We start from the raw sequence: 26,594 nt of genomic DNA, 5'->3' as shown, positions 1-26,594 counted from the left end.
CGGCAGGGTCAGTCCTCGTGGTGGTCCGGGTACGCCGTGACGGCGAGGAACCGGATGGGCAACCGCACGAGGTCGTTGGGACCGTGCAGACCTTCGCCGTCGAGGAGCAGTGAATCACCCGGCCGCAGCGTGTACTCGGCCTCGCCGTGCCCATAGACCATGACGCCCTCGAGCATGTAGAGCAGTTCGGTGCCGGCGTGCTGGAACAGCGGAAACGTCTCACTGGAGTCGGTGAGCGTGACCAGCACGGGTTCGAGTCGCTTGTGCTGCCCGCGCAGTGCGCCGAGGAGTTCGTAGTGATGCCCCACCCGGGTGCCGCGCCCGACGATGACCGCACCGTGGCCCGCCTCCACGTACACGGCGTCGCGCGCGGTGTCGGCGCCCCGGAACAGGGAGGTCACGGGCACGTCGAGGCCTGCCGCGAGCCGCGCCAGCGTCGACAGGCTGCACGAGGTCTGCGAGTTCTCGATCTTCGACAGCATGGCCTTCGAGATACCGACCTTGGCCGCCATGTCGCCCACGGAGAGTCCACTGGCCTTGCGGAGCGACCGGACCTGCCGGGCGATGACCTTCTCGAGATCGGGGCCGGTCGGCGTATCGGACGGCACCTCCCGCTCGACGGGCGCGGGGTCTCCCGTGTCGCGGTGGATCCCGGTCTCAGGTCGAGTCGTCACTTCGGCATCGTAACAGCGCTGTTTACTGTCAGGAAACTGCGACTCCGAGGTTCAGGCGGCGAATCAGTGCGCATACGAGCAACAAGCGTGCGCGCTCGTGCAAGACGACGCCGCAACCCCGCGCGCATCCTTGTGACAGCCATCACAACATCACCGGGAGAGTTGACGCCATGACCGCAGTACACGAGAACGTCAGTGCCACAGGACTTCCTGATGGAGCCGCGACGGAGCTGTTCATCGGCGGGCAGTGGCGCCCGGCGTCGGACGGCGGGACGTTCACGGATCTGAGCCCGGCCACCGGCCGGCCCCTCGCCCAGATTGCCTCGGGCACCGCCCAGGACATCGACGACGCCGTCGCCGCGGCGCGGGCGCAGCTGAACGGTGAATGGGGCTCGCTGCCCGGCGCCGCCCGCGGACGCATCCTGAACAAGATCGCCGACCTCATCGAACGCGACGGAGCGCTCCTGGCCCGGCTCGAGGCCCTCGACGTCGGCAAGCCCGTCGGCCAGCCCACCATGCTCGACATCCCGATGGCCGCGGGCACGTTCCGCCACTTCGCCGGCTGGGCCGACAAGATCACCGGGCAGACCATCCCGACCGCCGGCTACTTCGGCCGGCCCACCCACTCGTACACCGTCCGCGAACCGGTTGGCGTGATCGGCGCGATCGTCCCGTGGAACACCCCGCTGATGATCTCGGCGTGGAAGATCGCCCCCGCCCTGGCCGCCGGGAACACCCTGGTGGTGAAGCCGCCGGAGGACGCACCGCTGTCGATCCTGCACCTCGCGACGCTCCTGGAAGAGGCCGGACTGCCCGCAGGCACCGTCAACATCGTGCCCGGACTCGGCGAGGTCGCGGGCGACGCGCTCGCCGGCCACCCCGACATCGACAAGATCAGCTTCACCGGCAGCCCCCGCGTCGGCCGGATCATCGCCAAGCGCGCCGCCGACACGTTCAAGCGCACCACCCTCGAACTCGGCGGCAAGTCCCCGCAGATCATCCTCCCCGACGCCGACCTCGACGCCGCCATCAACGGCACCGCGATGGGACTGTTCTTCAACCAGGGCGAGGTCTGCGCCGCAGGCACCCGCATCCTGGTGCACCGGTCGCTGTACTCGCAGGTCGTCGAAGGTCTCGCCGCCGCCGCGGCCGCCCAGGTCCTCGGCGACCCGCTCGACCCGGCCACCACCATGGGCGCCCTGGTCAACGCGAAGCAGCGCGACACCGTCCTCGGCTACATCGAGGCCGGACGCAGCGAGGGCGCACGCGTCGCCGCCGGCGGCGGCCGCCCCGACCGGGACGGGTTCTTCGTCCAGCCGACCATCTTCGCCGACGCCACCAACGACATGAAGATCGCGCGGGAAGAGATCTTCGGCCCCGTCGGCACCGTCATCGCGTTCGACACCACCGACGAGGCGATCGCGATCGCCAATGCCACCGACTACGGCCTGGCCGCCACCATCTGGACGCGCGACGTCTCGCACGCCCACACCCTCGCCGGCAAGGTCCGCGCGGGCGCCGTCGGGGTGAACGGGTGGGCTCCGATCGACCCCGCCCTGCCCTGGGGCGGCATGAAGACCAGCGGCACCGGACGCGAACTCGGCTGGGCCGGAATCGAAGCCAACACCGAGGAGAAGGTCGTCACCATCATCCTCTGATCCCAGTCCGACAAAACCAGATCGGAACGCCGAGAACGTCCGCGACGTCATCATGTATTCGTAGATGACGGCGCGGCATGGTTCCCTGTCACCATGCCGTACGTGTTCCTGCTTGCCGCGATCGCCGCCGAGGTCATCGGAACGAGTCTGCTGAAGTCCACCGAGGGCTTCAGCAGGCTCTGGCCGACGATCGGGTGCCTCACCGGGTACGTCCTGGCGTTCGTGTTCCTGTCGCAGGCGGTCAAGACGGTGCCGGTCGGCATCGCCTACGCCCTGTGGTCGGGTCTCGGGACGGCGGCGATCGTCGCGATCGGGGCCGCGTTCCTCGGTGAGCCGCTGACCGCGACGAAGGTGTTCGGACTCGGTCTCGTCGTCTCGGGCGTGGTCGTTCTCAATCTCGACGGAGCGCATTGATACCGTGGTCGCATGACCGCTGGTGGGGCAGGTACGCGTCGTGCCTAAGCTCGTGGATCACGAGGAGCGTCGGCGAAGCATCACCGCCGCCGCCTGGCGGCTGATCGCCGCCCGCGGGATCGAAGCCGCGAACATGCGCGACATCGCCACCGAGGCCGGGTACACCAACGGCGCGCTGAGCCACTACTTCGCCGGCAAGGACGAGATTCTCCGCACGTCGTACGAACACATCTCCGAGGCCACCGATCGCCGGATTACCGAGGCGCTCGGCAACGCGACCGGCCTCGACGCCCTGCGCATCCTGTGCCGCGAGGTGATGCCGATCAACGAGGAGCAACTCCTCGAAGCCCGGATCGCCGCATCGTTGTGGCCGCGGGCGATGTACGACGAGCAGATGGCCGCGACCAACCGCCGGACGATGGACAGCTGGCGCGAGCAGATGGCCGTCTTCCTGGAGCAGGCTCGCGCGGAGGGCACCGTCGGCGACATCGACGTCACCATCGTGGTGGAGCAACTCCTGAACATGATGATGGGGATGCAGATTCTCGGTGTGCTGACACCGGGCGAGACGTCGGCGGCACGTCAGCTCGAAATGCTCGAGCAGTTTCTCGCCGCTCTCTGATTCACCGGCTCCGCGAAAATCGTTGTCCCGGATTCTGATAGAACGCGGTCTCTGACCGAACGGTCAGTTTGTCCGGCTTCGAAACTCACTGTTTACACGAGTGCACCTCGGCTGTAACGTACGTCACTAAGCTTTTTATTCAACACCCGTAGAACCAAAGGATCGCGACATGCCCACCCTTTCCCCCGCGCGTATCGACCACCCGCTGTCGCTGCCGACCGTCGAAGAAATCGCATCCCTCCGCGAGATCCTCGAGGCTGCCGACGCGCTGACCGAGCAGACGCGATTCGTCTACGTCGGTCTCGAGGAACCGGACAAGTCGACGCTGTACACGGCCGAGGCGCCCGAGACCGATCGCCGGTTCCGCGTTCTACTGCACGACATCTCGTCGCCCAACGCGGTGGACGTCGTCGTGTCCGTAACCCAGCGTGCGGTGATCAGCTCCGTGACCCTCGACGCCACCCGCGACGGTCAGATGCCGGTCCTGGACGAGGAGTTCGAACTCGTCGAGCAGGTGCTGTCCGGCGACGAACGCTGGCTCGCCGCGCTCGCCGCCCGCGGACTCGACGTCGCCGACGTCCGGGTCGCCCCGCTCTCGGCCGGCGTCTTCGACTACGACGGCGAAGAGGGCAAGCGGATCCTCCGCGGGCTCGCGTTCCGCCAGGACCATCCCAAGGATCACGCCTGGGCCCACCCGATCGACGGTCTCGTCGGATTCGTCGACGTCATGAACCGGACCGTCACCGACGTCCTCGACCTGGGCGCCGTCCCGATCCCCGAGGAGTCGGGCAACTTCGACGACCTCGCCGTCACCGGCCCCCTGCGCACCACCCAGAAGCCCATCGAGATCACCCAGCCCGAGGGCCCCAGCTTCGCCATCGACGGCAACCGCGTCGACTGGGAGAAGTGGTCGTTCCGCGTCGGCTTCGACGCCCGCGAGGGTCTCGTCCTCCATCAGCTCGGATTCGCCGACGGCGACCGGGTCCGCCCCATCATCCACCGCGCGTCCATCGCCGAGATGGTGGTGCCCTACGGCGATCCCTCCCCGGTGCGGTCGTGGCAGAACTACTTCGACACCGGCGAGTACATGGTGGGCCGCTACGCCAATGCCCTCGAACTCGGCTGCGACTGCGTCGGCGACATCACCTACTTCGACGCCGTCATCGCCGACGAGTTCGGCAGCCCCAAGACGCTGAAGAACGCGGTATGCATGCACGAGGAGGACTTCGGCGTGCTGTGGAAGCACACCGACCTGTGGGCCGGCTCCGCCGAGACCCGCCGCCAGCGCCGCCTCGTCATCTCCTTCTTCACCACGATCGGCAACTACGACTACGGCTTCTTCTGGTACCTGTACCTCGACGGCACCATCGAGTTCGAGGTGAAGGCCACCGGCATCGTGTTCACGTCGGGTCACCCGGGCGGCGACTACCCGTACGCCTCGGAGATCGCCCCCGGCCTCGGCGCCCCGTACCACCAGCACCTGTTCAGCGCCCGCCTCGACATGATGATCGACGGCGACCGCAACTCGGTGGAGGAGGTGCAGACCAAGCGGGTGAAGATGGGGCCCGGCAACCTGCACGGCAATGCCTTCACCCTCGAGCGCACCCCCCTGACGACGGAATCGGAGGCGCAGCGTCTCGCGGACAACAGCGTCGGACGTGTGTGGCACATCAGCAACCCGAACCGGCTGAACCGGCTGGGCAAGCCGGTGGCGTACGCACTGCACCCGGAGGGGCAGCCGATCCTGCTGGCCGACGACGACTCGTCGATCGCGGCGCGGGCGACGTTCGCCACCAAGCACCTGTGGGTGACGCAGTTCGACGCCGCAGAACGATACGCGGCAGGCGATTTCGTGAACCAGCACGCCGGCGGCGCCGGCCTGCCGAGCTTCGTCGCCGGCGACCGCGATCTCGAGAACGAAGACGTCGTCGTGTGGCACACGTTCGGGCTCACGCACTTCCCGCGCCCGGAGGACTGGCCGATCATGCCCGTCGACTACACCGGATTCACGTTGAAGCCCAACGGCTTCTTCGACCGCAACCCCGCCCTCGACGTCCCCCGCACCGCATCGAAGCATTGCTCCACCGGGGGCAGCAGCTGCCACTCCGACGGGGGAACCCATGTCTGACACCACCACCGGCGGGGCCGGTAAGTTACGTGGATCCATCGGCGTCGTCGGGATCGTGTTCCTCGTCATCGCCGCCGCCGCACCGCTGACCGCGATCGGCGGCGCCCTGCCCGTCATGATCGCGATCGGCAACGGCGCAGGCGCCCCCACCGCCTATCTCATCGCCGCGCTGGTCCTGCTCGTCTTCAGCGTCGGATACGCGGCGATGAGCAGCCACATGGTCGACACGGGCGCCTTCTACGCCTACGTCGCCAAGGGCCTCGGCGAATCCTGCGGGCTCGGCGCCGCCGGCCTCGCACTCCTGACGTACACCGCGATCCAGGCCGCCGTCTACGGATTGGCCGCCTCGACCATTCAGGGACTGGTCGTCCAGTACGGCGGACCCGACCTGCCGTGGTGGTTCTGGGCACTGGTGCTCATCGCGCTCGTGGCCGTGCTCGGCTATCGCAGCATCGACCTCGGCGCGAAGGTCCTCGGGGTTCTCCTCGTGCTCGAGATCGGCATCATTCTTGCGCTGTCGTTCGGCGTGCTCGCGAAGGGCGGCGCCGCCGGCATCGACTTCGCGTCGTTCACCCCGACGTCGTTCTTCAGCGGATCCCCAGGCGTCGCACTGATGTTCGCGATCGCGTCGTTCATCGGATTCGAGGCGACCGCGATCTACGGTGAGGAGGCCCGCAACCCCCGGCGCACGATCCCGATCGCGACGTACGCCGCCGTCATCGTCATCGGACTCGTCTACGCCCTCGCCAGCTGGGCCGTCGTCCTCGCGTTCGGCAGCGACAACGTGGCCGCAGCCGCAGCCGAGGACCCCGCCGGGCTGACGTTCGCGGCGGCCGCGCACTTCCTCGGCGGTCCCGCCGCCGACGTCATGGCCATCATGCTCGTCACGAGCCTGTTCGCCGCGCTGCTGGCCTTCCACAACGCCATCTCCCGGTACGTGTTCGCCCTGGCCCGCAAGGGCGCGGCGCCGCGGGCCCTGTCCCGCACCCACACCAAACACGGTTCCCCACACATCGGCTCGATCGCCCAGACGATCTCCGCGGTGGTGGTCGTGGGGGTGTTCGCAGTAGTCGGCGCGGATCCGGTGCTGGAACTGTTCACCTGGATGGCGGGTCTGGCCACCGTGAGCATCCTGGTGCTGATGGTGCTCACCAGCGTCGCGATCATCGTCTTCTTCGCCCGCACCCGGCTCGATACCCGGCTCTGGCACACCCGCATCGCCCCGGTACTCGGTTGCGTGGGCCTGGTGGCCGTCACCGGGTTGGTGCTCGACAACTTCACCACGCTGATCGGCGGGTCGGAACTGCTCGCGAACATCCTGCTGGTCGTGATCGCCCTGTTCTTCGTGGCCGGACTGGTCGTCGCCCGCTTCACTCGGCAGAGCCGGGCGGACGTCGAGCAGCATCGCGAACTCACCCCCACGATCTGAGCCCGAGAATGTTCGAGATCCCGGCCGTGCACGCGGCGATGGTCGTCGGAGCCGTCGGGGCCGTCATGCCGATGTGGCGGTCCCACGGCACGGACTGCAGGGTCCGGATCGCGCACGGCGCGATGGCGGCGTCCATGGTGACCATGATGATTCCCGGTGTGCCCGACTGGATTCATCTCCTGGAGGGCGCAGTCCTCGTCGCCCTCGCCCTGTTCGTCACCGGTGAGACGATGCACCGCCGGACCGCCATTCCCTGCGCGGTGGATCTCACGGCCATGGGAGTGCTGCTGCTGCTCGCCCCGACGGCGCCGATGCCGGCACCCTCGGCGTCGGTGCCCCAGGGCCACCATCACGGCGGCGCCGAACTGTCGACAGGCTGGCTGCCCGTCGCCATCCTCGTCTGCTGGGCCCTGATCGCACTACACCTCTTTCGCTCCACCCCGCCCCGCGAACGCCGCTCCGGCGTCACCACCGCGGCAGCGGGATCCGCACTGATGATCCTGGGAATGGCACCGATGGCCGTCTGATCCCACTCCCCGACCGCAACCTGGAGGAACCGATGAGTTACGCCGATACCGTCTACATCCACGGCAAGGTCTTCACCGTCGACGACGACTTCACGATCGCCACCGCACTGGCGGTGTGTGACGGACTGGTCCAGGCGGTGGGCAGTGACGCCGAGATCGAAACCCTGATCGGACCGGACACCGTGGTCACGGACCTCGGCGGGAAGACCGTCCTCCCGGGAATCAACGATTCGCATCTGCACGCCATCGCGTTCGGACTCGACACGCCGCCGCTGTCGCTCGACGTCTCGTTCCCGACGGTCCGGTCGATCGCCGACGTCCGCGAACTCGTGCGGGAGGCCGCTGCGGCCGCCCCGGACGGTCAGTGGATCATCGGGACCGGCTGGGACGACGGTTATCTCGACGAATGCCGCGGCGACACCGGGCGGACACCGAACCGCGGGGACCTCGACGACGTGTCGCCGAACAACCCCGTGTTTCTGCAGGACTTCTCCCGGCACACGTCCTGGGTGAACAGCGCGGCGCTCGCGCTCGCCGGCGTCGACGAGACGACCCCGCTGCCGCCGGGCAGTCTCATGCCCGTCGGCGAGGACGGCCTGCTGACCGGGATCGTCATGGAGGGTGCGCAGGCCCTCGTGCAGCGTGTGCTTCCCGCCCTCACCCGGGAGCGCCGCGAGGAGGCACTGCGTTCGGCGATCTCGATCCTGCAGAGCGAGGGCATCACCAGTTTCACCGACCCCGCGATCGGGCCCGGCGGCGAGGCCCTCGCGGGCGGTGCGATGGGCGCGGAAGGACTCGAGGTGTATGCCGACCTCGCCCGGCGCGGGGAACTCGGCGCCCGCGTCAACCTGCTCCTGCTGCCCACCGGAATGTCCGGGTCGGCCGAGGATTTCGGCCGGAACCTCGCCGAGATCGACGTTCCGGAAACCACCGATCCGCGGATGTTCCGGATACTTGGGGTGAAGGTGTTCGCCGACGGGATCCCGCCCAGCAAGACCGCCTGGATGCACGAGGAATATGTAGGCGGCGGCTGCGGCTCCCTCTGCGTCGGCGGCGACACCGACGAGCGCCAGGTGTACGAGGTGACCGAGATGATCCGTATCGGCCACGAAGCCGGATACCAGATCGGTGTGCACGTCACCGGTGATCGTGCCATCGACACCGTCGCCGACGCGATCATCGCCGCCCAGAACGCGCACCCCCGCGCGGATGCCCGGCACTACCTCATCCACGGCGACTTCATCAGCGAGGCGACCCTGAAGCGCCTGGCCGAGAACGGTATCGGCGTCAACATGAACCCGACGATCAAGTGGACGATCGCCGACCTCGAGGTCGGAGTGGTCGGCACCGAACGTGCCGCCTACGAATGGCCGTACCGCAGCGCCGTCGAATCCGGAGTGCACCTGATGAGCAGTTCCGACGCACCCGTCACTTCGCCCGACTGGCGCCAGGGCATTTCGACGATGATCCTGCGCGAGAGCAAGGCCAGCGGCGCGGTGAGCGGCCCCGACCAGCGCATCGGGCTCGCGGACGCCGTCCGCACCTACACCGCCAACGCGGCCTGGCAGGACTTCGCCGAAGACTGGAAGGGATCACTCGAGCCCGGCAAGGTGGCCGACCTGTGCATCCTCGACGGCGACCTCGAGACGATCGACCCGCACGACATCCCGGGAATGCAGGTGGTCACCACGGTGCTGGGCGGGAAGGTCGTGTTCCAGCGCGTTCTCGAGAGCGCCCGGTAGCTCCCCTCGGCATTGTCCGAAGAGCCGGTCCACCGTATGTCGGCGGACCGGCTCTTCGGCTTTCTACTCGAATTGCCTGTGTGTAAGGGTCATTGAGCCCATGCCGCCTCGGCGATCCAATATTCACTGCCGTCGGCGCTGATTCCGCGTTGCCAGTCGGTGGTCCGCCGCAGGTTCGGCTCGACACGCGCGGTGGCGGCGTCGGCGCCGTCCGGTCCATCGTCCCGCACCTGCCAGTGGACCCAGTTCACCTCGTTTCCGTCCTCGTCGTGGACGAAGAGGTCGACGTGGTGCCACCCGTAACGGTGGGTGTCGGCGTAACAGGTCAGAAATGTCCGATGGTGATGCGAGTAGTCCACGAGATACCTCCGGGGCCGCGGCGATCTTTCGTACCACGCTAGAACCGGGTGGTGCCCGGTGGAAGGCGAGAAACCTTTACCCGCACGGCCACCGGGCCGCTCACCGGTTCGGGTCGATCGGCAACGTGAACGTGAAGACGGCCCCGTGCGGGTCGTTCTCCCGCGCGTCGAGCGTGCCGCCCTGACGGGTGATGATGCGATGGCTCAGCGCCAGCCCGATGCCGTGGCCCGTGGACTTCGAGGTGAACGCGCCGTCGAAGATTCGCCCGTCCGGGATGTGCGAGAGGCCCTTGCCGTGGTCCTCGACGCTGACGACGCCCGCCGACTCGGTGGCCTCGGTGCGGACGGTCACGACACGCTCGGCCGGCGGCCATTCGGCCATCTCGTCGATCGCGTTGAAACACAGGTTCAGGATGACCTGCCCGGTGAGCACGCGCTCGCACACGACGGACACGTCCGTGTTCGCACGGAGGTACTCGACGCGAACGCCCTTCTGCCGCGCGCGAATGTCGATGAAATAGGCGCATTCGTCGACGATGTCGTTGACGTCGACGGTCTGCTGCGACTCCTCGAGTTGCGTCACGTATTCGCGGAGGCTCCGCACGATCTGGTTTGCCCGGTCGAGTTGCTTGCGCGCCTCCCGCAGCCCCCAGCTCACCTCGTCGTGTCGGGCCTCGCCGTCGCCGAGCCGGCTCTGCGTTCCTGCGACGAAATTGGTGGCGGCCGCGAGCGGCTGCGCCAGTTCGTGCGCGATCGCCATCGCCATGTCGCCCATCGCGTTGTAGCGGGCGAGGTAATTGAGGTACTGCGAATCCCGTTCGTGCTCCTGTTCGGTGTGCACGTGTTCGGTCACGTCGTGAAAGAGCAGCAGGTGGCCACTCAGGTCGTTCTCGATGGCAATGTGCTGGCAGCTGCCCGCATGCCAGCGGAGCTGCTCGGACGGCAGTTCGACCTCGTAGCGCAGACCCTGCGATCCGCCCTCGACGGTCGTCAGCTCCAGAGCCCGTCGCACACTTTCCCGCGACTGCCCGGCGCGGCAGAACTCCGTGAAACGTTCGCCGACAAGCGATGCCACCGGCATTTCGAGGAGCTGGGACGCCGCCTCGCTCGCATAGGTGATCCGGCTGTCGTCGTCGAGCACGAGAATTCCCTCGGCCATGTTCCGCAGGAAGGCCGACAGCCGGGCCTCGGTCCGGGTGAGATCGGCCTCGGTGCGGGTGAGGTCGCGGCGCATCGACGCTTCCTGCTCGATGTCGCGGAACTGCACCATGACCACGGTCCGGTCGTTCAATTCGACCCGCACCGCGATCGCTTCGGTCAGGACTTCTCTCCCACTCTTCGCGCGATACGCCCATTCCGTGACGGCGACTCCCCGGTCGACCGCCTCCTGGAGCCATCGCCGTCCCACCGATCGCCGGTAACGTTTCGCGCGCGAACTCATGTCCGGCGCCTTGAGCGGTTTGAGCTCCTCGACCGTGAACTCGAGCAGTTCCGACGCGGCCCGGTTGGCCCAGAGGATGTCCTTGGTCGCCGCATCGTGGACCAGGACGCAGTAGCGGAGAGACTCGACGAGTCGCTCGTAGTCGGACGGCGCGAGATCGGACACTGCAGCCTCCTTCGGCTCGATCCGAGTCTACTGAGCGATCCGACGCCGGACGCGATAGGGAATTCCTTCAGTCCGGGGCGACATCTCTGCACGGGTGCGGGGGGAAGCACCGATTGAGCGACACGGACGCGCTCAATAGCGTGGAACTCAGACGAAACACGCCTCACCCCTTCTACTTCGCGTCGATCGGAGTATTCGATGACCAACGCACCGACCCTGGACACGGCGGACACCACTGCGGGCACACCGTTGTCGTTCGAGGACGTCCTCGAGCACATCGCTGTGCGGCGCGAGGAGTTCGCCACACAGAAATTCGTGCCCCGCGACATGATCGACGAATTCAAGGCGGTCGGCATCTATCGCGCGGCGACACCCCGCCAGTTCGGTGGCGACGCACTGCCGCCGAGCGAGTTTCTGCGGATGATCGAACGGATCTCCGCGGTGGATGCGTCCTCCGGGTGGGTCGCGAGCTTCGGCTCCGCTCTCGTCTATCTGGCCGCGCTGCCGCTCGCGACGCAGGCGGAGCTGTACAAGGACAGCCCCGACCTCGTCTTCGCCGGCGGATTGTTTCCGGTCCAGCCCGCCGAGCAGGTGCCGGGTGGTCTGAAGATCACCGGTCAGTGGAAATTCGCCAGCGGCTGCAAGGGCGCCGACATCCTCGGCGTCGGAATCCGCGGCGGCGACTCCACCGCGGGAAAACCGCGCACCGCACTGCTGTGGCCGGAGGACGTCGAGATCGTCGAGAACTGGGACGTCGTCGGACTGTCCGGAACCGGAAGCCATGAACTGAAGGTCGACGGGGTCGTCGTCCCCGAGGAATGGACCTTCATCCGGGGAGGAATCCCGACCGTGGACGAACCCCTGTACCGCTATCCGTCCATCGCCTACGCCGCGCAGGTGCTGGCCGTCGTCAATCTCGGAGTGGGCCGTGCCGCCCTGGACCACGCGCTCGAGGTCGGTGCGGGACGGACCGGAATCACCGGAGCGCCCAAGCTCGCCGACCGCGCCTACTACCGCATCGACCTGGCCAAGGCGGAGGCGACGCTGCGATCCGCACGCGCCTTCTTCTACGAGGTCACCGACGAGGCGTATGCCACGGTGGTCGCCGGTGATCCGGTCCCGGACCGGCTTGCAGCGCTGCTCCGGCTGTCCTCGACGCACGTGGCCAAGGCGGGAGCGTCCGCCGTGCACACCGCGTTCCAACTGTCGGGCACCGGCGCGATCTACGACGGCAACGCGATGCAGCGCTACATGCGCGAGGCCCTCGTTCCGCCGCAGCACGCATTCCTCGGGGACGGCATCTACGACAGCGCCGGCGCCGTGCTGATGAACATTCCGCCCTTCCCCGGCTTCATCTGACCACCCCATTTCGACTCGAGGAGACGATCATGAGCGACACCAAGACCGCACCGTTGCGGGTCCTGTTCTGCATCGGCATCAACCAGAACTTCTTCGACCTGCCGACCGGCCAGGGCGGGCTGGTGTGGAAGGCGTTCTCCGGGATGATGGACGCGGTGGCCGACACACCCGGCGTCCGGGTGATCGGGGACATCGACGACGACAGTCACATGGTCGGGCCGTCGGACGGCTGGCCGTGGACGTGCTACATCCTCGCCGACGTCGACACCCAGGAGACTGTCAAGGCCGTCTGCAACCTCTTCCGCACCACCACGGTGGGCGAGTACACGCTGTGGCGGTACGCGAAGATCGAGGCCCGCATCGGCCGTGCACTCACCGTCCGTGACGACGTCGATCTGAACGTGTGAGCGGACTGGACTCCGCGGAAGCGATCGAGCGCATCGAGAAGCGCGCGGCCGTGCACCGCGTGATGTGCCGGTACATGGAGCTGTGCGACGTTCCGTCCGTGAACTTTTCCCTCGGGGAGCTCGCCTCCCTCTTCACTCACGACACGGTCTGGGAGGGACTCGGCGCCGCCTACTCCGGCAAGTTCGGCAAGCGGGAAGGCCGCGACGCGGTGGTCGAGATGCTCGCCGAATATCTCCCCCCGAGCACGCATTTCCGCAACAACGTGCATCTTCTCGGAAGCGAGCAGATCGACGTCGACGACACCACGGCCCGGGGGCGGTGGATCATGCAGCAGCTGTCGCGATATGCCGACGGATCGGCCGAACTACTCGTTGCCCGTGTCACCGCCGACTGTGAAGTCCGGGTCGGCACCGCCCGAATCAAGCACTTCACGACCGAGAAGCTGTTCGTGACACGCCTCGACGAGGCGACGCGACTGCTCGAATCGAATTGAAAGAGAACGTGATGACCACTTCACTCGACCCCACCGCGACCGACACCCGGTTCGCGGATCTCGCCGACGACGACCGGGTCGCCGGATCGCTGTACACCGACCCGGAGATCTTCGAGGCCGAGCTCGAGAAGATTTTCTACCGCACCTGGGTGTGGGTGGCGCACGAAAGCGAGATCCCGGAGGCCGGCAGCTTCAAGCAGGCCACGATCGGCAGGCAGCCGGTGATCGTCAACCGCGACCGCAAGGGGAACTTCAACGTCCTGCTCAACCGGTGCCGGCACCGCGGAGCCAGCGTGTGCGAGGTCCCCAAGGGCAAGGCGAACGGGTTCACCTGCCCGTATCACAGCTGGTCGTACGCCCTCGACGGTCGGCTACGCGGGATCCCCTACCCCGACGGCTACGACGAGGACCTCGACAAGAAGGACCTGCCCCTGCAGAGCCTGCGGGTGGAGTCGTACGCCGGGATGATCTTCGCCAGCTTCAACCCCGACGTCGAACCCCTCGACGAGTTCCTCGGCGACGCGAAGGTGTGGATCGACCTGTTCATGAAGCAGGGCGCCGGCTACCCCATCAAGACCCAGGGCGAACACTGCTTCCGGTTCCGCGGGAACTGGAAGATCCAGCTGGAGAACACCACCGACGGCTACCACTTTCCCATCGTGCACCGGTCGTGGATGTCGTCCGTGGACGCCGAGACGGCGGACATGCTGTCCTTCATGACCGACGACAACGCCGTAACGCATGCGCTCGGCAACGGCCACAGCGTCGCGATCATGGTCCCCGAACACGTCGACCTGGACCACGACGACGGCAGCGAGAAGATTCAGGCGCGGTTCGACCACATCGTCGACGAGCTGTCGAAGACGATGCCCGCCGACCAGGTCCGCCGCATCGTCCGCTCGATGCACGGAGCCGGGTTCAATCTCAACATCTTCCCCAACGTCGCGATGTCGATGTCGTTCTTCCGCGTCCTGCGGCCCATCTCCGTCGACGAGACCGAGATCCGGCACATCGCCCTCGGCATGGACGGCGGACCGGAGATCGTCAACCGGGAACGCCTCCGAATCCACGAACACTTCCAGGGCCCGTTCGGGTTCGGCAGCCCCGACGACTCCGAGGCGTGGGACCGGGTCCAACGCGGATCCCGCGGTGCCCCCGGAATGCCGATCATGGTGAACCGCGGCCTGAACCGCGAAGGGCTCGACAGTAACGGACACCGCACGTCGCACGTCACCGACGAGACCGGAATGCGCGAGGCATACGCAATGTGGAAGAAGATGATGAACGATGAGCACTGACCTCATGACCGCCCAGTTGTCCGACACGCGGGTGCTCCAGGCGATCGAACTCGTCTGGCAGGAAGCGGCACTCCTCGATGCCAAGGACTACCAGAGCTGGGACGCCCTCTGGACCGACAGCGGCCGGTACATCATTCCCATCGATCCGGAGACCGACGACTTCGACGGTTCCCTCAACATGGTCAACGACGACACCCGGATGCGCCGCATGCGCATCGAACGGTTGACGTCCGGCTACTCCATGTCGGCGCTGGCCGCGGCCCGGACCGTCCGCACGCTGTCGCGCTTCACGGTCGAGGAGCGAACCGATGACTCGGTCACGCTGCGGTCCGCGCAGATCCTCGTCGGATTCAAGCGCGACGAACAGCAGACCCTCGCCGCCGACGTCACCCACCGCATTCGCTACACCGAGTCCGGACCACGACTCGACCTGAAGGTGATCCGGCTCGTCAACTCGCAGGGTGCGGTCAACGCGTCCGGCTACCTCCTCTGACCTTCCCACCCAGAATTGGAGTTCGACATGGATCATGTCGCAGTAGTCACGGGCGCTGGGCGCGGGCTCGGCGCCGCCATCGCCCGACAGTTGCACGACCGCGGATATCGAGTGGTGGTCGCGGACCTCGACGAGGCCGCGGCGAAAGAGACTGCCGCAGAGCTCGATGCCTCCGGTACCACTGCCGTCGCCGCACCGCTCGACGTCCGGAAGAAGGCCAACTTCGAATCCGTGCGCGACCTGGTCGTCGACCTCTGGGGTGGGGCGGACGTTCTCGTCAACAACGCGGGCCGGTCGCAGACCGGGTCGCTGATGGCCATCGCGCCCGAGGAATTCTCGGACATCGTCGAGATCAACCTCAACGGGGCGTTCCTCGGCTGTCAGGTGTTCGGCAGCCATTTCGCCGAACGCGGATACGGCCGAATCGTCAACGTCGCGTCGCTCGCCGGCCAGAACGGCGGCACCGCGACCGGCGCCCACTACGCCGCGGCGAAGGGCGGCGTCGGCACGCTGACCAAGGTGTTCGCACGCGAACTCGCGCCGTCCGGTGTGACGGTCAACGCCGTCTCCCCCGGGCCGCTGGACCTCCCGGTGGTGCGGGAGACGGTGCCCTCGGACAAGCTCGCCGCGATTGTCACCACGATTCCGGTGGGCACCCTGGGCTCACCCGACTTCATCGCCGAGACGGTTGCCCTGCTCGCGTCTCCGACGGCCGCCTCGGTCACGGGAGCCTGCTGGGACGTCAACGGCGGCCTGTATATGCGGTAACCCGTCCGCGCGACGAGAAGGATCACCATGAGCATGTTCACTGTCACCGTCGCGGACATCGTCGACGAAGCACCGGATATCAAGTCCTTCCGACTGGTTCGCACGGACGGTTCCCCGTTCGACCCCTATCCGGCGGGCGCCCACATCGACATCCTCGGACCGACGGACGTCCTCACTCAATACTCACTGTGCAGCCCGCCGCACGAACCCGAATCCTATGTTGTCGCAGTCAAACGCGAGACCGGCCCGCGCGGCGGCTCGGCCGCGTTGCACGACCAGGTGTCGCTCGGCAGCGAGTTGCGGATCAGCCGGCCGCGCACGCTGCTCGCCGTCGCCGAGCACGCGGATCGGCACATCCTGGTCGCCGCAGGCATCGGCCTCACACCGATGCTGAGCCTGGCTTTCGCACTGCACCGGGACGGACGCCGGTTCGAACTGCACTACTTCGCCCGGGCGAGGGAGCAGGCGGCCTTCGTCGAACTGCTGGAGGCCTCGGACTTCCGCCGTGACGTGCACCTGCATTTCGGTCTGACGCGCGACGACCAGTTCTCGGCCCTGGAGAAGATCCTGGTGGACGCATCCGCCGCGACGCACGTCTACACGTGCGGCCCCGAAGGTTTCATGGCTCGGGTCCGCCAGTTGGCGGAAGCGGCGGTCGGCGAGGACTCGGTGCACTTCGAGCATTTCGAGGCCGCGGCACCCGTGTCGACCGGGGAAGACACGGCGTTCGAATTGGAACTCGACACGGGCGAGGTGTTCGACGTGCCGGCCGGAAAGTCGATCGCCGAGGTGCTCGAGGAGAACGACATCGAGATCGACACGTCCTGCCGGGAGGGTATCTGCGGCACCTGTGTCCTCGATGTGCTGGAAGGCGAGCCAGACCATCGGGACAACTGCCTCACCAAGAGCGAGCGGAAGGCCGGCGACAGAATCGCGGCGTGTGTGTCGCGCGCTCGATCCGGGCGTCTCGTCGTCGAACTTCCGTGAGGGTCTTCCCCATCGTTCGACGGCGAGAAGCTATCGCGGAACGGCAATTCCGGCCTGCAGGATGTCGCGCACCAGGACGGCGATGCTGTCGGCCCCGGTCTTCTCCTTGATCCGGGTGCGATGCACGTCGACAGTTTTCACGCTGATGCCCAGCTCCTTGGCGATGTTCTTGCTCGGCAATCCGTCGAGTACGAGCGCGAGAATTTCGCGTTCCCGAGCCGTGAGCGCGTCGATCCGGGCCTGCAATTCGGTTCTCGTGCGGGTTTCGCCGAATCGTTGGCGCGCGACCCGGAGCGCGTCCTGGATGACGTCGAGCATGTGCTGCGGATCGTAGGGCTTCTCGATGAACGTGAGCGCGCCCCGTTGGAGCGCCCGCACCGACATCTTGATGTCGCCGTGCGCAGACACGAAGATGATCGGTATCGGCGATTCGTCCGCGAGGAGCACCTCCTGGAGTTGGAATCCCCCGACCTCCGGCATCCGGACGTCCAGGACGAGGCAGGCCGGGACGTCGCGCCGGTAGCCCTCCAGAAACGAGTGCACCGAGAAGTAGGACTCCGCCTTGATGTCGACCGAATCGAGAAGCCACGCAAGCGATGCGCACAACTCCTGATCGTCGTCGACGATGTAGACCCGCGTTTCCTGCTGCTCCATTGCATCCTGCCTCGAGACGACTGCCTGCTTCTTCCGTCCAGTGAACACCGGCGGTGTCGGAAGCGATAGGCAACTGAAGAAATCCCCTACGCGGATAGGCGACTTACTGCGAGAAAGTAGCGTCGCCGCCACTGTTCCAGCGCATGACGTGCGTCATATTCTTCTCGGGGGAAGACGGACGCACTGTTAAGACACACTTCCTGTTCCGACTGATGGAGGCTGAAAATGCCCGAACTCTCTGCCATGCAATTGGCCTTCCGCGCGGCGATGGCGAATCTGCCGGCCGCTGTCAACATCGTGACCACCGACGGTGTGGCCGGTCGCTGTGGGATGACGGTGACCGCCGTCTGCTCGGTGTCCGACTCCCCGCCCACGGCGCTCGTCTGCGTCAATCGGAACAGCGCGATGCACAACGTGTTCCGGGAGAACGGCAGGGTGTGCATCAACGTGCTCTCGGGCGACGACGAGGAACTGGCCATGCACTTCGCGGGGGCGACGAAAGTCGCGATGGCGGACCGCTTCGCCTGGGACATCTGGGAGGACGACACCGGCGGCGGAGTGCCGATTCTGCGGGCTGCCCACGTCGTGCTCGCCGGCCGGATCGCAGACAGCAAGATCGTCGGGTCACATTCGGTGATGTTCGTCGAACTGGATCGCGTGCAGACCCGCGACCAGGGCGACAGTCTCGTCTACTTCCAGCGCAAATTCCATCGGCTGTCGGTCCCCGTCGAGTCACCCGACTGGCTGTTCTACGACGAATGGTCCGACCCGATCACCGTCACGCCCGCCCTCGTTCCCGTTCCAGCCGGAGGAAAATAGACATGGTCACCTCGTCACCGCCCGACCCCCACGTGCCCGTCTCCGAGTTACGAATGCTCGCCGATACCCGTGCCGCCCTCGCCTTCCGACTCAGCGCCCTGGTTCTCGTGCTCTTCCTGCCGCTGCCGGTCCTCGGCGGTTTCACTTCGGTTCTCGACGGTGTCGTGTTCAGCGGAGTGACGGTGGCGTGGCTCTATGCGGTCGCGCAGTTCGTCGTCGCCATCGTCGTGGCCCGGTACTACATGACGCGGGCCGCCGACCTCGACTCGCGCATCGCTGTCCAGGCGGAGGGATAACACATGAACCTCGTCTCAGCGTCCCTCTTCGCCGCACTCGTCGCGGTCACCCTGATGATCACCGCGTGGGCATCGCGGCGAAACAAGTCCGCCGCCGATCACTACGTCGCGGGCGGAAGTCTCACCGGCCGGCAGAACGGCGTCGCGATCGCCGGCGACTTCATCTCCGCCGCCTCGTTTCTCGGTGTCACCGGCGCGATCGCGCTCACCGGTTTCAACGGCTTCTACCTCGCGGTCTTCGTGCCCGTCGCGTTCGTGCTCGCGATGCTGCTGATCGCGGAACCCCTGCGCAACCTCGGCCGGTTCACGCTGGCGGATGTCCTGGCCACCCGGTTCCCCGGCAAGGACGTGCGGTCGATGATGGCCGTCAGCACGGTCGTGATCAGCGTGGTCTATCTCGTGTCGCAACTGGTCGGTGCCGCACTCCTCGTGTCGCTGCTGTTCGACCTCGACTACGCCGTGGCCGTCCTGATCATCGGAACACTCACCACCGCGTACACGCTCGTGGGTGGGATGCTGGCCACCAGCTGGATCCAGATCATCAAGACCGGTCTCCTCATGGTCTGTGCCGTGGTGCTGTTCGTTCTCGTGCTGGTGCGATTCGACTTCAACCCGTTCGGGCCGTTCAGCACCGCCCTGGCGGAGTTCGGCCAGTCCTTCGTCGCACCGCAGCGCACCTCGGGTGCAGCATCTTTCGACCAGCTGTCGCAGACCGTCGGACTCGTCCTCGGCGTGCTCGGTCTTCCGCACGTGATGATCCGGTTCCTCACCGTTCCGGACGCGAAGCAGGCGCGGACGTCGGCGTACACGGCCATCTGGATCTTCTTCGCCTTCTACCTCCTGGTTCCCGTGCTCGGGTACGGTGCCGCGAAGCTCGTCGGCATCGACGTGATCAAATCCGAGAATCGGGGCGGCAATCTCGCGGTCGCGCAGCTCGCCGAAACCGTCGGCGGCGGTGTGCTCCTGGCGTTCGTCGCGGCCGTCGCGTTCGTGACGATCCTGGCCGCACTGTCCGGGCTGGTGATCGCAACGTCGGGTGCGATCGCACACGACCTGTACGGGCAGGTGATCCGGAACGGGTCGGTGTCGGCGAAGGCGCAGCACCGCGCGGCCCGCGTCGCGACCGTGGCGACCTGCGTCATCGGTGTCGCCATCGCGTTCGCGGCGCAGAAGCAGAACGTCGCGTTCCTCGCGTCGCTGGGGATGTCCATCGCGGCGTGCGCGAACCTGCCTGCCCTGCTGCTGACCATGTATTGGAAGCGGATGACGGCGCGTGCGGTCATCTCCGGCATCGTGGTCGGTCTGGTGCTGTCGGTCACCGTCATCCTGCTCAGCCCGGTGGTGCAGGGACCGGACTCCGTTCTCGGGTTCTCGAACCCGGCGCTCGCGGTGGCACCCCTGTCGCTGGCGGTGTCCGTCGTCGTCGCACTGTTGTCGGCGCCGTCCGGGGAGACGAAGGCACGAGCCGATCGACTGTTCACCGTGATGCGCACCCGAGCGCTCACCGGACAGATCGAGACGACCAGCGACGACACGGTGGCGGTGACGCGATGAAGACGGATCTGCGGTCACCGCTTCGGGACCTGGCCGAGCAGCTGTCGGCGGGTTCGACGACGCCGATCGACGTGGCGGAGGCGGCACTCGCGCGGATCGCGGACCTGGATCCGACGATCCAGGCCTGGGCTCACCTCGACGCCGACGCGGTACGGTCTGCGGCCGCCCGGATCCAGGACGGCGGCCCGGGCGGCGCGCTGTGGGGCGTTCCCGTCGGCGTCAAGGACCTCATCGACGTCGCCGGTATGCCGACGCGCTGCGGCAGCGGGCTGCGCAGTGCGGTGCCGGCCACGACGGACGCGGACTGTGTCGCGCGGTCGCGCGCGGTCGGCGCAATCCCGTTCGGCAAGACCGTGACCACCGAATTCGGGTATTTCCGACCCGGCCCGACCCGCAATCCCCGCGCGGTCGAGCACACGCCCGGTGGGTCTTCGAGCGGCTCGGCGGCCGCGGTCGCCGCGGGCATGGTTCCGCTGGCGTTCGGAACCCAGACCGCGGGGTCGCTGACACGACCGGCATCGTTCTGCGGGGTCGCAGGATTCGTGACCGCGCACGGCGAATTCTCGACCCGCGGCATCACCGGGCTGAGCCCCAGTCTCGACTCGCTGGGCCTGCTGGCGCGCACCGTGTCCGACCTCCACTTCGCGTGGACGGCGCTGCGCGACGGCACACGTGCAACCGCTCTCGCAGCCTCCGCACCGCACCGGCTTCGCCTGTGGAGCGGCGTCGAACTCGGCGAGGTGTCCCCGGAGATGACCGCGGCACTCAGGGAGACCGCCGCCTCTGCCGCGGAGGCAGGTGTGCAGTGCCGGGAACTCGACGCCGCCCCGACCATCGTCTCGCTGACGGAACACCATCACACGGTGATGGCGTACGAAGCCGCCCGGGAACGCGAGGCCGAGGCGGCGCGGCCAGAGAAGATCAGTACACCCCTCGCCGAGCTGTTCGCGACGGGGGCACAGACCGCCGGCGCGGATTACGCTGCAGCCGTTGCCGGAATACGCGAGTCCCGGCAATCGCTGCTGTCGGCGCTGGACGAAGACGAAGCAGTCCTCGGACCCGCCGCGCTCGGCGCCGCGCCGCACGGCCACGACGCAACGGGTACGCCCGTGCTGAGCCGCCCGTGGCAGGCCATGGGTCTGCCGGTGGTCACCATCCCCGGAAAGCGCGACAGCGCAGGGCTTCCCCTCGGGTTGCAGCTGATCGGCCGTCCCGGCGCCGAGCAGCGCCTGTTCGAGATCGCGGTGTGGCTGGAATCCGCGCTCTGACACCGACGGAAGGGCGTCAGTCGACAAAGATCGACGGTTGACGATCCTTCCACGGCACCGCCTGCTCCACCTGCGCGGCCACCTGCAGCAGCAGATCTTCTCTGCCGGTGGCCGCGACCAGTTGGACGCCGATGGGGAGGCCTTCGCGGCTCAGCGCCAGCGGCAGGCTGATCGCGGGATGCCCGGACAGATTGAACGGTGACAGTCCGATGGAACGGGTCACCCGATGCTGCGCGTCGAGCGCTGCGGCGACATCGAGCGCGGTGAATGCCTGGGTTTCCTGGAGCACCGTTCGCGAGACCGCTTCGAGCAGAGCGGGATCCTGCCTGCGCGGCGCACGAAGGATCGCGGCGCCGGTGGACACCGCCGTGAGCATCGACGCCTCGACGACATCCTCCCCGTCGAACTGCGGACGATCCTCGGTCACCGTGTGGCCGATCCACTCGAGGATCGCACCGGCCGCGACCGTCGCCGCCGATACCTGCGGATCGACCGACGTCTCGCCCCAGGGCGCGGTCGTCAGGGCCACCCGCAGGCCGCCGGGGTCGACGCGGACCGCGTCGGCGTAAGAGCCGGACTGCGCCGGTGCCGAGTACTTTTCACCGACCGGTGGGGCGGCGACGGCATCCAGTAGATTCGCCGTGTCGCGGACCGTTCTGGTGAGGGCGAACTCGTAGATGTGCCCGAAGCCGGCCTCGCCGACCAGTGGGCCGCACGGGATTCGGCCGCGGCTCGGTTTCAGGCCGACGAGGCCGCAGCACGAGGCCGGCACCCGGAGCGACCCGGCACCGTCGTTGCCGTGCGCCAGCGGAACCGCCCCGGCGGCCACGAGCGCCGCGGAACCCCCGCTCGAACCGCCGACGCCGCGGTCCGGCGCCCGCGGATTACGGGTCGGACCGTAGCGCACCGGTTCCGTCGCGAAGTTCAGGCCGAATTCCGGTGCGGTGGTCTGGCCGAACGCCACCAGGCCCGCGGACCGGAATCGGGACATCAGTTCGTGATCCACCCCGGCCAGCGGACCGTCGGGTGCATGACCGAGTGCGGGATCGAACAGCGGCAGCGTCAGGGCGCCGAGGTCGGCGTCGGCCTGTGCGATCGCGGCGCGAGCGAATTTCCGCCGACCTCACACGTTGATCGAGAGCGGTTCCTGTTCGCGGAAAGCTCGCGGCGAGACCCCGTACGTGTCCTTGAAGAGCCGGGAGAAGTGTGACGAGTTGACGAGACCGTAACGGGCACAGATGGTTCCGATGCTGTCGTCCCGGAATCGGTCGTCTCTCAGATCCCGCCGGCACAGCTCGAGCCTGCGGTGCCGGATCCATCCGGCGACCGTGTGTCCGTCGGCCTCGAACATCTTCTGCAGGTGCCGCGTCGACACATGGTGGTGGGACGCAACGGTGGTGGTGTCGAGCGCTGGGTCGTTCAGGTGTGCGTCGATGAACGACTTCACGCGCAACAGCATCGTCGCGCCGGGCGCCGCGGCGTCGGCGGGCGCCTCCGATTGCACCGCCGCGCTGAGCAGGTCGACCACCGCGTCCTCGACGAGGGGGGTCGTCGGCATCGTGCCGGTCACCACGGCGTGGTGGAGATTTTTCAGGAACGGTGAGACGAGCGCGCCCATGCCGGTGCTGCCGGGGATGCGGCGCGCCGACACGGTGCCGAGTTCGCGTGAGGCGATGCGCAGCAGTTCGCGGGGAAACATCAGCACGAACATGCTGAAGTCGTCGGCGAAGTGCAGATCGTACGGTTTGCTCGTGTCGTATACGGCGAAGTCGCCGGGGCCGAGGACGGCCTCGCGATCGTCCTGGACGATGACGCCGCGACCCGACAATTGCAGGCCCACCTTCACGAGACCGGGGTCGGAGCGCTTGATCGACGTGCGGGTGCGCCGCACGTCCACCGCCCGTCCTCCGACCTCGCTGAGCTGCAACCCGCCGAGCGCGGTGGTGCGGAGGGTCCCGGTGAATCTCGCCGCCCCGTCCTCGGCCGTGGACACCACGGCGAGCGGGACGAAGGCGGTGGAGACGGCCTGCCGCCAGTGTTCGAACTGCCCGTCGCCCGGACGGGCGTGTTCACCACCGAGACGCACCTTCGATCACCTCACAGAGCGGAGCGGTTGTCGATCAGTCGCCGTGCCTTGCCGATCGAACGCTCCAGTGCGCCGGGCGCCACCACATCCACCTTCACGCTCACTCCGATGCGGTTCTTGACCAGCTTCTGGAGTTCGGCGGCGGAACGCGGATGGTCGGTGGCGGACGCGTCGGGACGGGCTTCGACTCGTACGGTCAGTTCGTCCATCCTACCGGGGCGGTCGAGGACGCACTGGAACTGCGGGGCCAGTGCCGACACGGTGAGGATCAGTTCCTCGATCTGGGTGGGGAACAGATTCACCCCGCGCAGGATGATCATGTCGTCGGTGCGCCCGGTGACCTTCTGCATCCGACGCACCGACCGCGCCGTCCCCGGCAGCAACCGGGTCAGGTCCCGGGTGCGGTACCGGATGATCGGCATCGCTTCCTTGGTGAGCGACGTGAAGACGAGTTCACCCTCCGCGCCGTCGGGCAGCACCTCCCCGGTGACCGGGTCGACGATCTCCGGGTAGAAGTGGTCTTCCCAGATGTGCAGGCCGTCCTTCGTCTCGACGCATTCCATCGCCACGCCCGGACCCATCACCTCGGACAGTCCGTAGATGTCGACGGCGTCCATGTTCAACTGCTTCTCGAGTTCGGTGCGCATCTCCTCGGTCCACGGCTCCGCCCCGAACACCCCGGTCCGCAACGACGTCTTCGACGGATCGATGCCCTTCTTGACCATCGCGTCGACGATCGTCAGCATGTACGACGGCGTCACCATGATCGCGTCCGGTTCGAAGTCCTCGATCAGCTGGATCTGGCGGTCGGTCATGCCCCCGGACATCGGGATCACCGTGCAGCCCAGCCGTTCCGCGCCGTAGTGCGCGCCGAGGCCGCCGGTGAACAGGCCGTACCCGTACGCGACGTGCACCTTGTCCGTCGGCTTCACCCCACCCGCCCGCAGACTCCGCGCGATCAGGTCGGCCCAGTTGCTGATGTCGTTCGCCGTGTACCCGACCACCGTCGGGCGGCCCGTGGTGCCGGAGGATGCGTGGATGCGGGAGACCTGCTCCTGCGGCACCGCGAACATCCCGAACGGGTAGTTGGCCCGCAGGTCCGCCTTCGCGGTGAACGGGAACTTCGCCAGATCCGACAGGTCCTTCAGATCGCTCGGGTGCACACCGGCGTCGTCGAACGCCTTCCGGTAATGCGGAACGTTGCTGTACGCGTGGAGAAGTGACCACTGCAGGCGTTCGAGCTGCAGCGTCGAGATCCGGTCGCGCGTGGCGAACTCGATGTCCTGCGAGGGGGTGGCGATACTGGTCATTCTAGTCTCCGGGGTGGGCGGGCTGGGTATGGTCAGGCGTCGAAATCGACGGTCACGGTGTCGCTGACCGGGAAGGTCTGGCACGTCAGCACGAAGCCGGAGTCGACCTCGTAGTCCTCGAGCGCGTAGTTGCGGCGCATGTCCACGTCACCGCAGGTGATTTTGGCGCGGCAGGTGCCGCAGACGCCGCCCTTGCAGGCGAATGGGAGGTCGGAGCGGTACTTCTCGGCGGCGTCGAGGATCGACTCGTCCTGCGGCAGCGTCGCGGTGGTCGAGCGGCCGTCCAGGACCAGGGTGACCTCGCTGCTCGGCCCGGTGACGCCGGGTTCGCGGTGGGTTTCCATCGGCGGGGGGACGTCGTCGACGAAGAACAGTTCGTGATGGACGCGCTTCTTGTCGATCTGCAGTTCACCGAGAACGGTTTCGGCGTCGGTGACCATGCCGAACGGTCCGCACAGCCAGAAATGGTCGATATCAACGAACGGCACGATGGACGTGAAGATGGCCCGCAACCGGTCGGCGTCGAGGCGGCCGGTGAACAGTTCGACCTCACGCGGCTCGCGGGAGAGGACGTGGATGACGTCGAACCGCGACCCGTACATGTCCTTGAGGTCGGCGATCTCCTCGGCGAACATCACCGACCGGATTCGCCGGTTGCCGTACAGCAGAACGACTTCGGCCTCGGGGTTGGCGAGGACCGACGCGGCGATCGACAGCATCGGGGTGATGCCCGACCCGGCGGCGATCAGCACGTGGCGGCCTCCCGCGGCGGGATCGGCGACGAACGTTCCGCTCGGGCCCTGCACGTCGATCCGGTCGCCGGGGCGCACCTGGTTCACGAGCCAGGTGGAGAACAGCCCGTCGGACACCATCCGCACCCCCACCCGCGGCGCGGAACCGGCCGGCGCGCAGATGGAGTAGGAGCGGCGGTGTTCGACACCGTCGACGGTGCGCCGCAAGGTGAGCGACTGTCCGGGGCCGAACGCGAACTCGTCGGCGAGCTCGGCCGGGACGTCGAACGTGACCGCGACCGCGTCGTCACACAGGGATTCGACATCGGCGACGGTGAGAGTGTGGAACGCCCTGTTGCGGTACGCCGCACCGGGTTTCGAGGAGACCGCTGTGGTCATGATCAGATTTCCTTCACGTGATCGAAGGGTTCGAGGCAGTCGAGGCACCGGTACAGCGCCTTGCAGAGAGTGGGCCCGAATTCCGAGTCGAGACGGGTGTTCGCCGAATGGCACACCGGGCACGTGACCGCCCGAGGCCGGACGGTCAGCGTCAACGGAACGGGACCGGACGTGCGCAGCGGGGCGGGCCCGGGGGTCGAGTAGCCGCTCTCCCGGAGTTTGCGCAGACCGTTCTCGCTGATCCAGTCGGTGCTCCACGGCGGCGACAGGACGGTCTTGACCTCGACAGCCATGTATCCGGCGTCCTGCAGGGTGTGCTCGATGTCGTCGCGCATGGTGGCCATCGCGGGGCACCCGGAGTAGGTGGGGGTGATCGTCACGACCACCGACCCGTCGGCGTTCTCCTCGACGTCGCGCAGGACGCCCAGGTCGGCGAGCGTGAGCATCGGCATCTCGGGGTCCAGCACGGCCTCGGCGAGGCGGCGGGCGTCGCTGCGCACTGCGGTGGTCAT

Annotated in this window: 27 protein-coding genes; 18 read left to right on the top strand and 9 right to left on the bottom strand. The window is 67.3% G+C overall.

Features of this window, described 5'->3' with window-relative positions; translation table 11 throughout:
• Positions 1 to 8: 8 nt before the first annotated feature.
• Positions 9 to 674 carry an XRE family transcriptional regulator gene (locus tag H0B43_RS21910; protein ID WP_073362007.1) on the bottom strand — a complete coding sequence of 222 codons (666 nt, stop codon included), beginning with the start codon at positions 672 to 674 and terminating at the stop codon, positions 9 to 11.
• 170 nt (positions 675 to 844) lie between these two features.
• Here H0B43_RS21910 and styD point away from each other — a divergent pair, with 170 nt between their 5' ends.
• The 7 genes from styD to H0B43_RS21875 all read left to right on the top strand — a co-directional run bounded on the left by styD (position 845) and on the right by H0B43_RS21875 (position 9,194).
• Entirely contained in the window at positions 845 to 2,332 is a 1,488-nt protein-coding gene (gene styD / locus H0B43_RS21905; protein ID WP_185726027.1) for a phenylacetaldehyde dehydrogenase StyD, read from the top strand.
• 93 nt (positions 2,333 to 2,425) lie between these two features.
• Positions 2,426 to 2,746: a multidrug efflux SMR transporter gene (locus H0B43_RS21900; RefSeq protein WP_185726028.1), complete on the top strand. Its 321-nt coding sequence runs from the start codon at positions 2,426 to 2,428 to the stop codon at positions 2,744 to 2,746.
• A gap of 52 nt (positions 2,747 to 2,798) precedes the next feature.
• A complete protein-coding gene (locus H0B43_RS21895; protein ID WP_185729850.1) occupies positions 2,799 to 3,368 on the top strand; it encodes a TetR/AcrR family transcriptional regulator in 570 nt (189 codons plus the stop codon).
• Positions 3,369 to 3,537: 169 nt separating this feature from the next.
• Positions 3,538 to 5,496 (top strand): primary-amine oxidase, encoded by a 1,959-nt coding sequence (locus H0B43_RS21890; protein ID WP_185726029.1) that lies wholly within the window; start codon positions 3,538 to 3,540, stop codon positions 5,494 to 5,496.
• The gene (locus H0B43_RS21885) at positions 5,489 to 6,925 is read left to right on the top strand and encodes an APC family permease (protein WP_185726030.1); all 1,437 of its coding nucleotides are present in this window, start codon (positions 5,489 to 5,491) and stop codon (positions 6,923 to 6,925) included. The genes H0B43_RS21890 and H0B43_RS21885 overlap by 8 nt, the downstream gene beginning before the upstream one ends.
• Before the next feature lie 8 nt (positions 6,926 to 6,933).
• Positions 6,934 to 7,452: a DUF5134 domain-containing protein gene (locus tag H0B43_RS21880; RefSeq protein ID WP_185726031.1), complete on the top strand. Its 519-nt coding sequence runs from the start codon at positions 6,934 to 6,936 to the stop codon at positions 7,450 to 7,452.
• A gap of 32 nt (positions 7,453 to 7,484) precedes the next feature.
• Positions 7,485 to 9,194: an amidohydrolase gene (locus H0B43_RS21875; protein WP_185726032.1), complete on the top strand. Its 1,710-nt coding sequence runs from the start codon at positions 7,485 to 7,487 to the stop codon at positions 9,192 to 9,194.
• Positions 9,195 to 9,283: 89 nt separating this feature from the next.
• Here the strand turns inward: H0B43_RS21875 and H0B43_RS21870 are convergent, their stop codons facing one another.
• Both H0B43_RS21870 and H0B43_RS21865 read right to left on the bottom strand, forming a co-directional pair.
• Entirely contained in the window at positions 9,284 to 9,553 is a 270-nt protein-coding gene (locus H0B43_RS21870; RefSeq protein WP_185726033.1) for a hypothetical protein, read from the bottom strand.
• Between the two features lie 100 nt (positions 9,554 to 9,653).
• Positions 9,654 to 11,159 (bottom strand): PAS domain-containing sensor histidine kinase, encoded by a 1,506-nt coding sequence (locus tag H0B43_RS21865; protein ID WP_185726034.1) that lies wholly within the window; start codon positions 11,157 to 11,159, stop codon positions 9,654 to 9,656.
• A gap of 198 nt (positions 11,160 to 11,357) precedes the next feature.
• Between H0B43_RS21865 and H0B43_RS21860 the strand changes: the two genes are divergently transcribed.
• The 7 genes from H0B43_RS21860 to H0B43_RS21830 are packed head-to-tail and all read left to right on the top strand — an operon-like array spanning position 11,358 to position 16,965.
• Positions 11,358 to 12,518 (top strand): acyl-CoA dehydrogenase family protein, encoded by a 1,161-nt coding sequence (locus tag H0B43_RS21860; protein WP_185726035.1) that lies wholly within the window; start codon positions 11,358 to 11,360, stop codon positions 12,516 to 12,518.
• Positions 12,519 to 12,547: 29 nt separating this feature from the next.
• Positions 12,548 to 12,925 (top strand): hypothetical protein, encoded by a 378-nt coding sequence (locus H0B43_RS21855; RefSeq protein ID WP_185726036.1) that lies wholly within the window; start codon positions 12,548 to 12,550, stop codon positions 12,923 to 12,925.
• Positions 12,922 to 13,419, top strand: coding sequence for a nuclear transport factor 2 family protein (locus H0B43_RS21850; RefSeq protein WP_312033677.1), 498 nt, complete (start codon positions 12,922 to 12,924; stop codon positions 13,417 to 13,419). The genes H0B43_RS21855 and H0B43_RS21850 overlap by 4 nt, the downstream gene beginning before the upstream one ends.
• An 11-nt stretch (positions 13,420 to 13,430) precedes the next feature.
• Complete coding sequence (locus tag H0B43_RS21845; RefSeq protein ID WP_185726037.1) at positions 13,431 to 14,717, top strand: Rieske 2Fe-2S domain-containing protein; 1,287 nt, start codon at positions 13,431 to 13,433, stop codon at positions 14,715 to 14,717.
• Positions 14,707 to 15,210, top strand: a complete 504-nt coding sequence (locus H0B43_RS21840) for an aromatic-ring-hydroxylating dioxygenase subunit beta (RefSeq protein WP_185726038.1) — start codon at positions 14,707 to 14,709, stop codon at positions 15,208 to 15,210. Before H0B43_RS21845 ends, H0B43_RS21840 begins: the two co-directional genes overlap by 11 nt.
• A 27-nt stretch (positions 15,211 to 15,237) precedes the next feature.
• Positions 15,238 to 15,978: an SDR family NAD(P)-dependent oxidoreductase gene (locus H0B43_RS21835; RefSeq protein ID WP_185726039.1), complete on the top strand. Its 741-nt coding sequence runs from the start codon at positions 15,238 to 15,240 to the stop codon at positions 15,976 to 15,978.
• A 27-nt stretch (positions 15,979 to 16,005) separates the two neighbouring features.
• On the top strand, positions 16,006 to 16,965 hold the full coding sequence (locus tag H0B43_RS21830) for a PDR/VanB family oxidoreductase (protein ID WP_185726040.1): 960 nt from the start codon (positions 16,006 to 16,008) through the stop codon (positions 16,963 to 16,965).
• Positions 16,966 to 16,995: 30 nt separating this feature from the next.
• Here H0B43_RS21830 and H0B43_RS21825 read toward each other — a convergent pair whose 3' ends face one another.
• Positions 16,996 to 17,619, bottom strand: a complete 624-nt coding sequence (locus H0B43_RS21825; RefSeq protein ID WP_185726041.1) for a response regulator transcription factor — start codon at positions 17,617 to 17,619, stop codon at positions 16,996 to 16,998.
• A gap of 225 nt (positions 17,620 to 17,844) precedes the next feature.
• Between H0B43_RS21825 and hpaC the strand changes: the two genes are divergently transcribed.
• Genes hpaC through H0B43_RS21805 form a run of 4 tightly spaced genes read left to right on the top strand, consistent with a single transcriptional unit; the run spans position 17,845 to position 21,556 of the window.
• Positions 17,845 to 18,438, top strand: a complete 594-nt coding sequence (hpaC, locus tag H0B43_RS21820; protein ID WP_185726042.1) for a 4-hydroxyphenylacetate 3-monooxygenase, reductase component — start codon at positions 17,845 to 17,847, stop codon at positions 18,436 to 18,438.
• A gap of 2 nt (positions 18,439 to 18,440) precedes the next feature.
• The gene (locus H0B43_RS21815; RefSeq protein WP_185726043.1) at positions 18,441 to 18,734 is read left to right on the top strand and encodes a DUF485 domain-containing protein; all 294 of its coding nucleotides are present in this window, start codon (positions 18,441 to 18,443) and stop codon (positions 18,732 to 18,734) included.
• Positions 18,735 to 18,737: 3 nt separating this feature from the next.
• Positions 18,738 to 20,288, top strand: a complete 1,551-nt coding sequence (locus H0B43_RS21810; protein ID WP_185726044.1) for a cation acetate symporter — start codon at positions 18,738 to 18,740, stop codon at positions 20,286 to 20,288.
• Positions 20,285 to 21,556, top strand: a complete 1,272-nt coding sequence (locus tag H0B43_RS21805) for an amidase (RefSeq protein ID WP_185726045.1) — start codon at positions 20,285 to 20,287, stop codon at positions 21,554 to 21,556. The genes H0B43_RS21810 and H0B43_RS21805 overlap by 4 nt, the downstream gene beginning before the upstream one ends.
• 16 nt (positions 21,557 to 21,572) lie before the next feature.
• On the opposite strand, the gene H0B43_RS21800 is transcribed toward H0B43_RS21805, so the two are convergent.
• The 5 genes from H0B43_RS21800 to paaD all read right to left on the bottom strand — a co-directional run bounded on the left by H0B43_RS21800 (position 21,573) and on the right by paaD (position 26,594).
• Positions 21,573 to 22,562, bottom strand: coding sequence for an amidase (locus H0B43_RS21800; protein WP_312033678.1), 990 nt, complete (start codon positions 22,560 to 22,562; stop codon positions 21,573 to 21,575).
• 117 nt (positions 22,563 to 22,679) lie between these two features.
• Positions 22,680 to 23,642: a helix-turn-helix domain-containing protein gene (locus tag H0B43_RS21795; protein WP_185726046.1), complete on the bottom strand. Its 963-nt coding sequence runs from the start codon at positions 23,640 to 23,642 to the stop codon at positions 22,680 to 22,682.
• An 11-nt stretch (positions 23,643 to 23,653) separates the two neighbouring features.
• The gene (gene paaK / locus H0B43_RS21790) at positions 23,654 to 24,952 is read right to left on the bottom strand and encodes a phenylacetate--CoA ligase PaaK (protein WP_185726047.1); all 1,299 of its coding nucleotides are present in this window, start codon (positions 24,950 to 24,952) and stop codon (positions 23,654 to 23,656) included.
• A gap of 32 nt (positions 24,953 to 24,984) precedes the next feature.
• Positions 24,985 to 26,082 (bottom strand): 1,2-phenylacetyl-CoA epoxidase subunit PaaE, encoded by a 1,098-nt coding sequence (gene paaE, locus H0B43_RS21785; RefSeq protein ID WP_185726048.1) that lies wholly within the window; start codon positions 26,080 to 26,082, stop codon positions 24,985 to 24,987.
• A gap of 2 nt (positions 26,083 to 26,084) precedes the next feature.
• Entirely contained in the window at positions 26,085 to 26,594 is a 510-nt protein-coding gene (gene paaD / locus H0B43_RS21780; protein WP_185726049.1) for a 1,2-phenylacetyl-CoA epoxidase subunit PaaD, read from the bottom strand.

It is taken from the genome of Rhodococcus sp. 4CII, assembly GCF_014256275.1.
GTDB lineage: Bacteria > Actinomycetota > Actinomycetes > Mycobacteriales > Mycobacteriaceae > Rhodococcus_F > Rhodococcus_F wratislaviensis_A.
The sequence above is the reverse complement of the archived record's forward strand: the minus strand, read 5'-3'. Positions and strand labels throughout refer to the sequence as shown.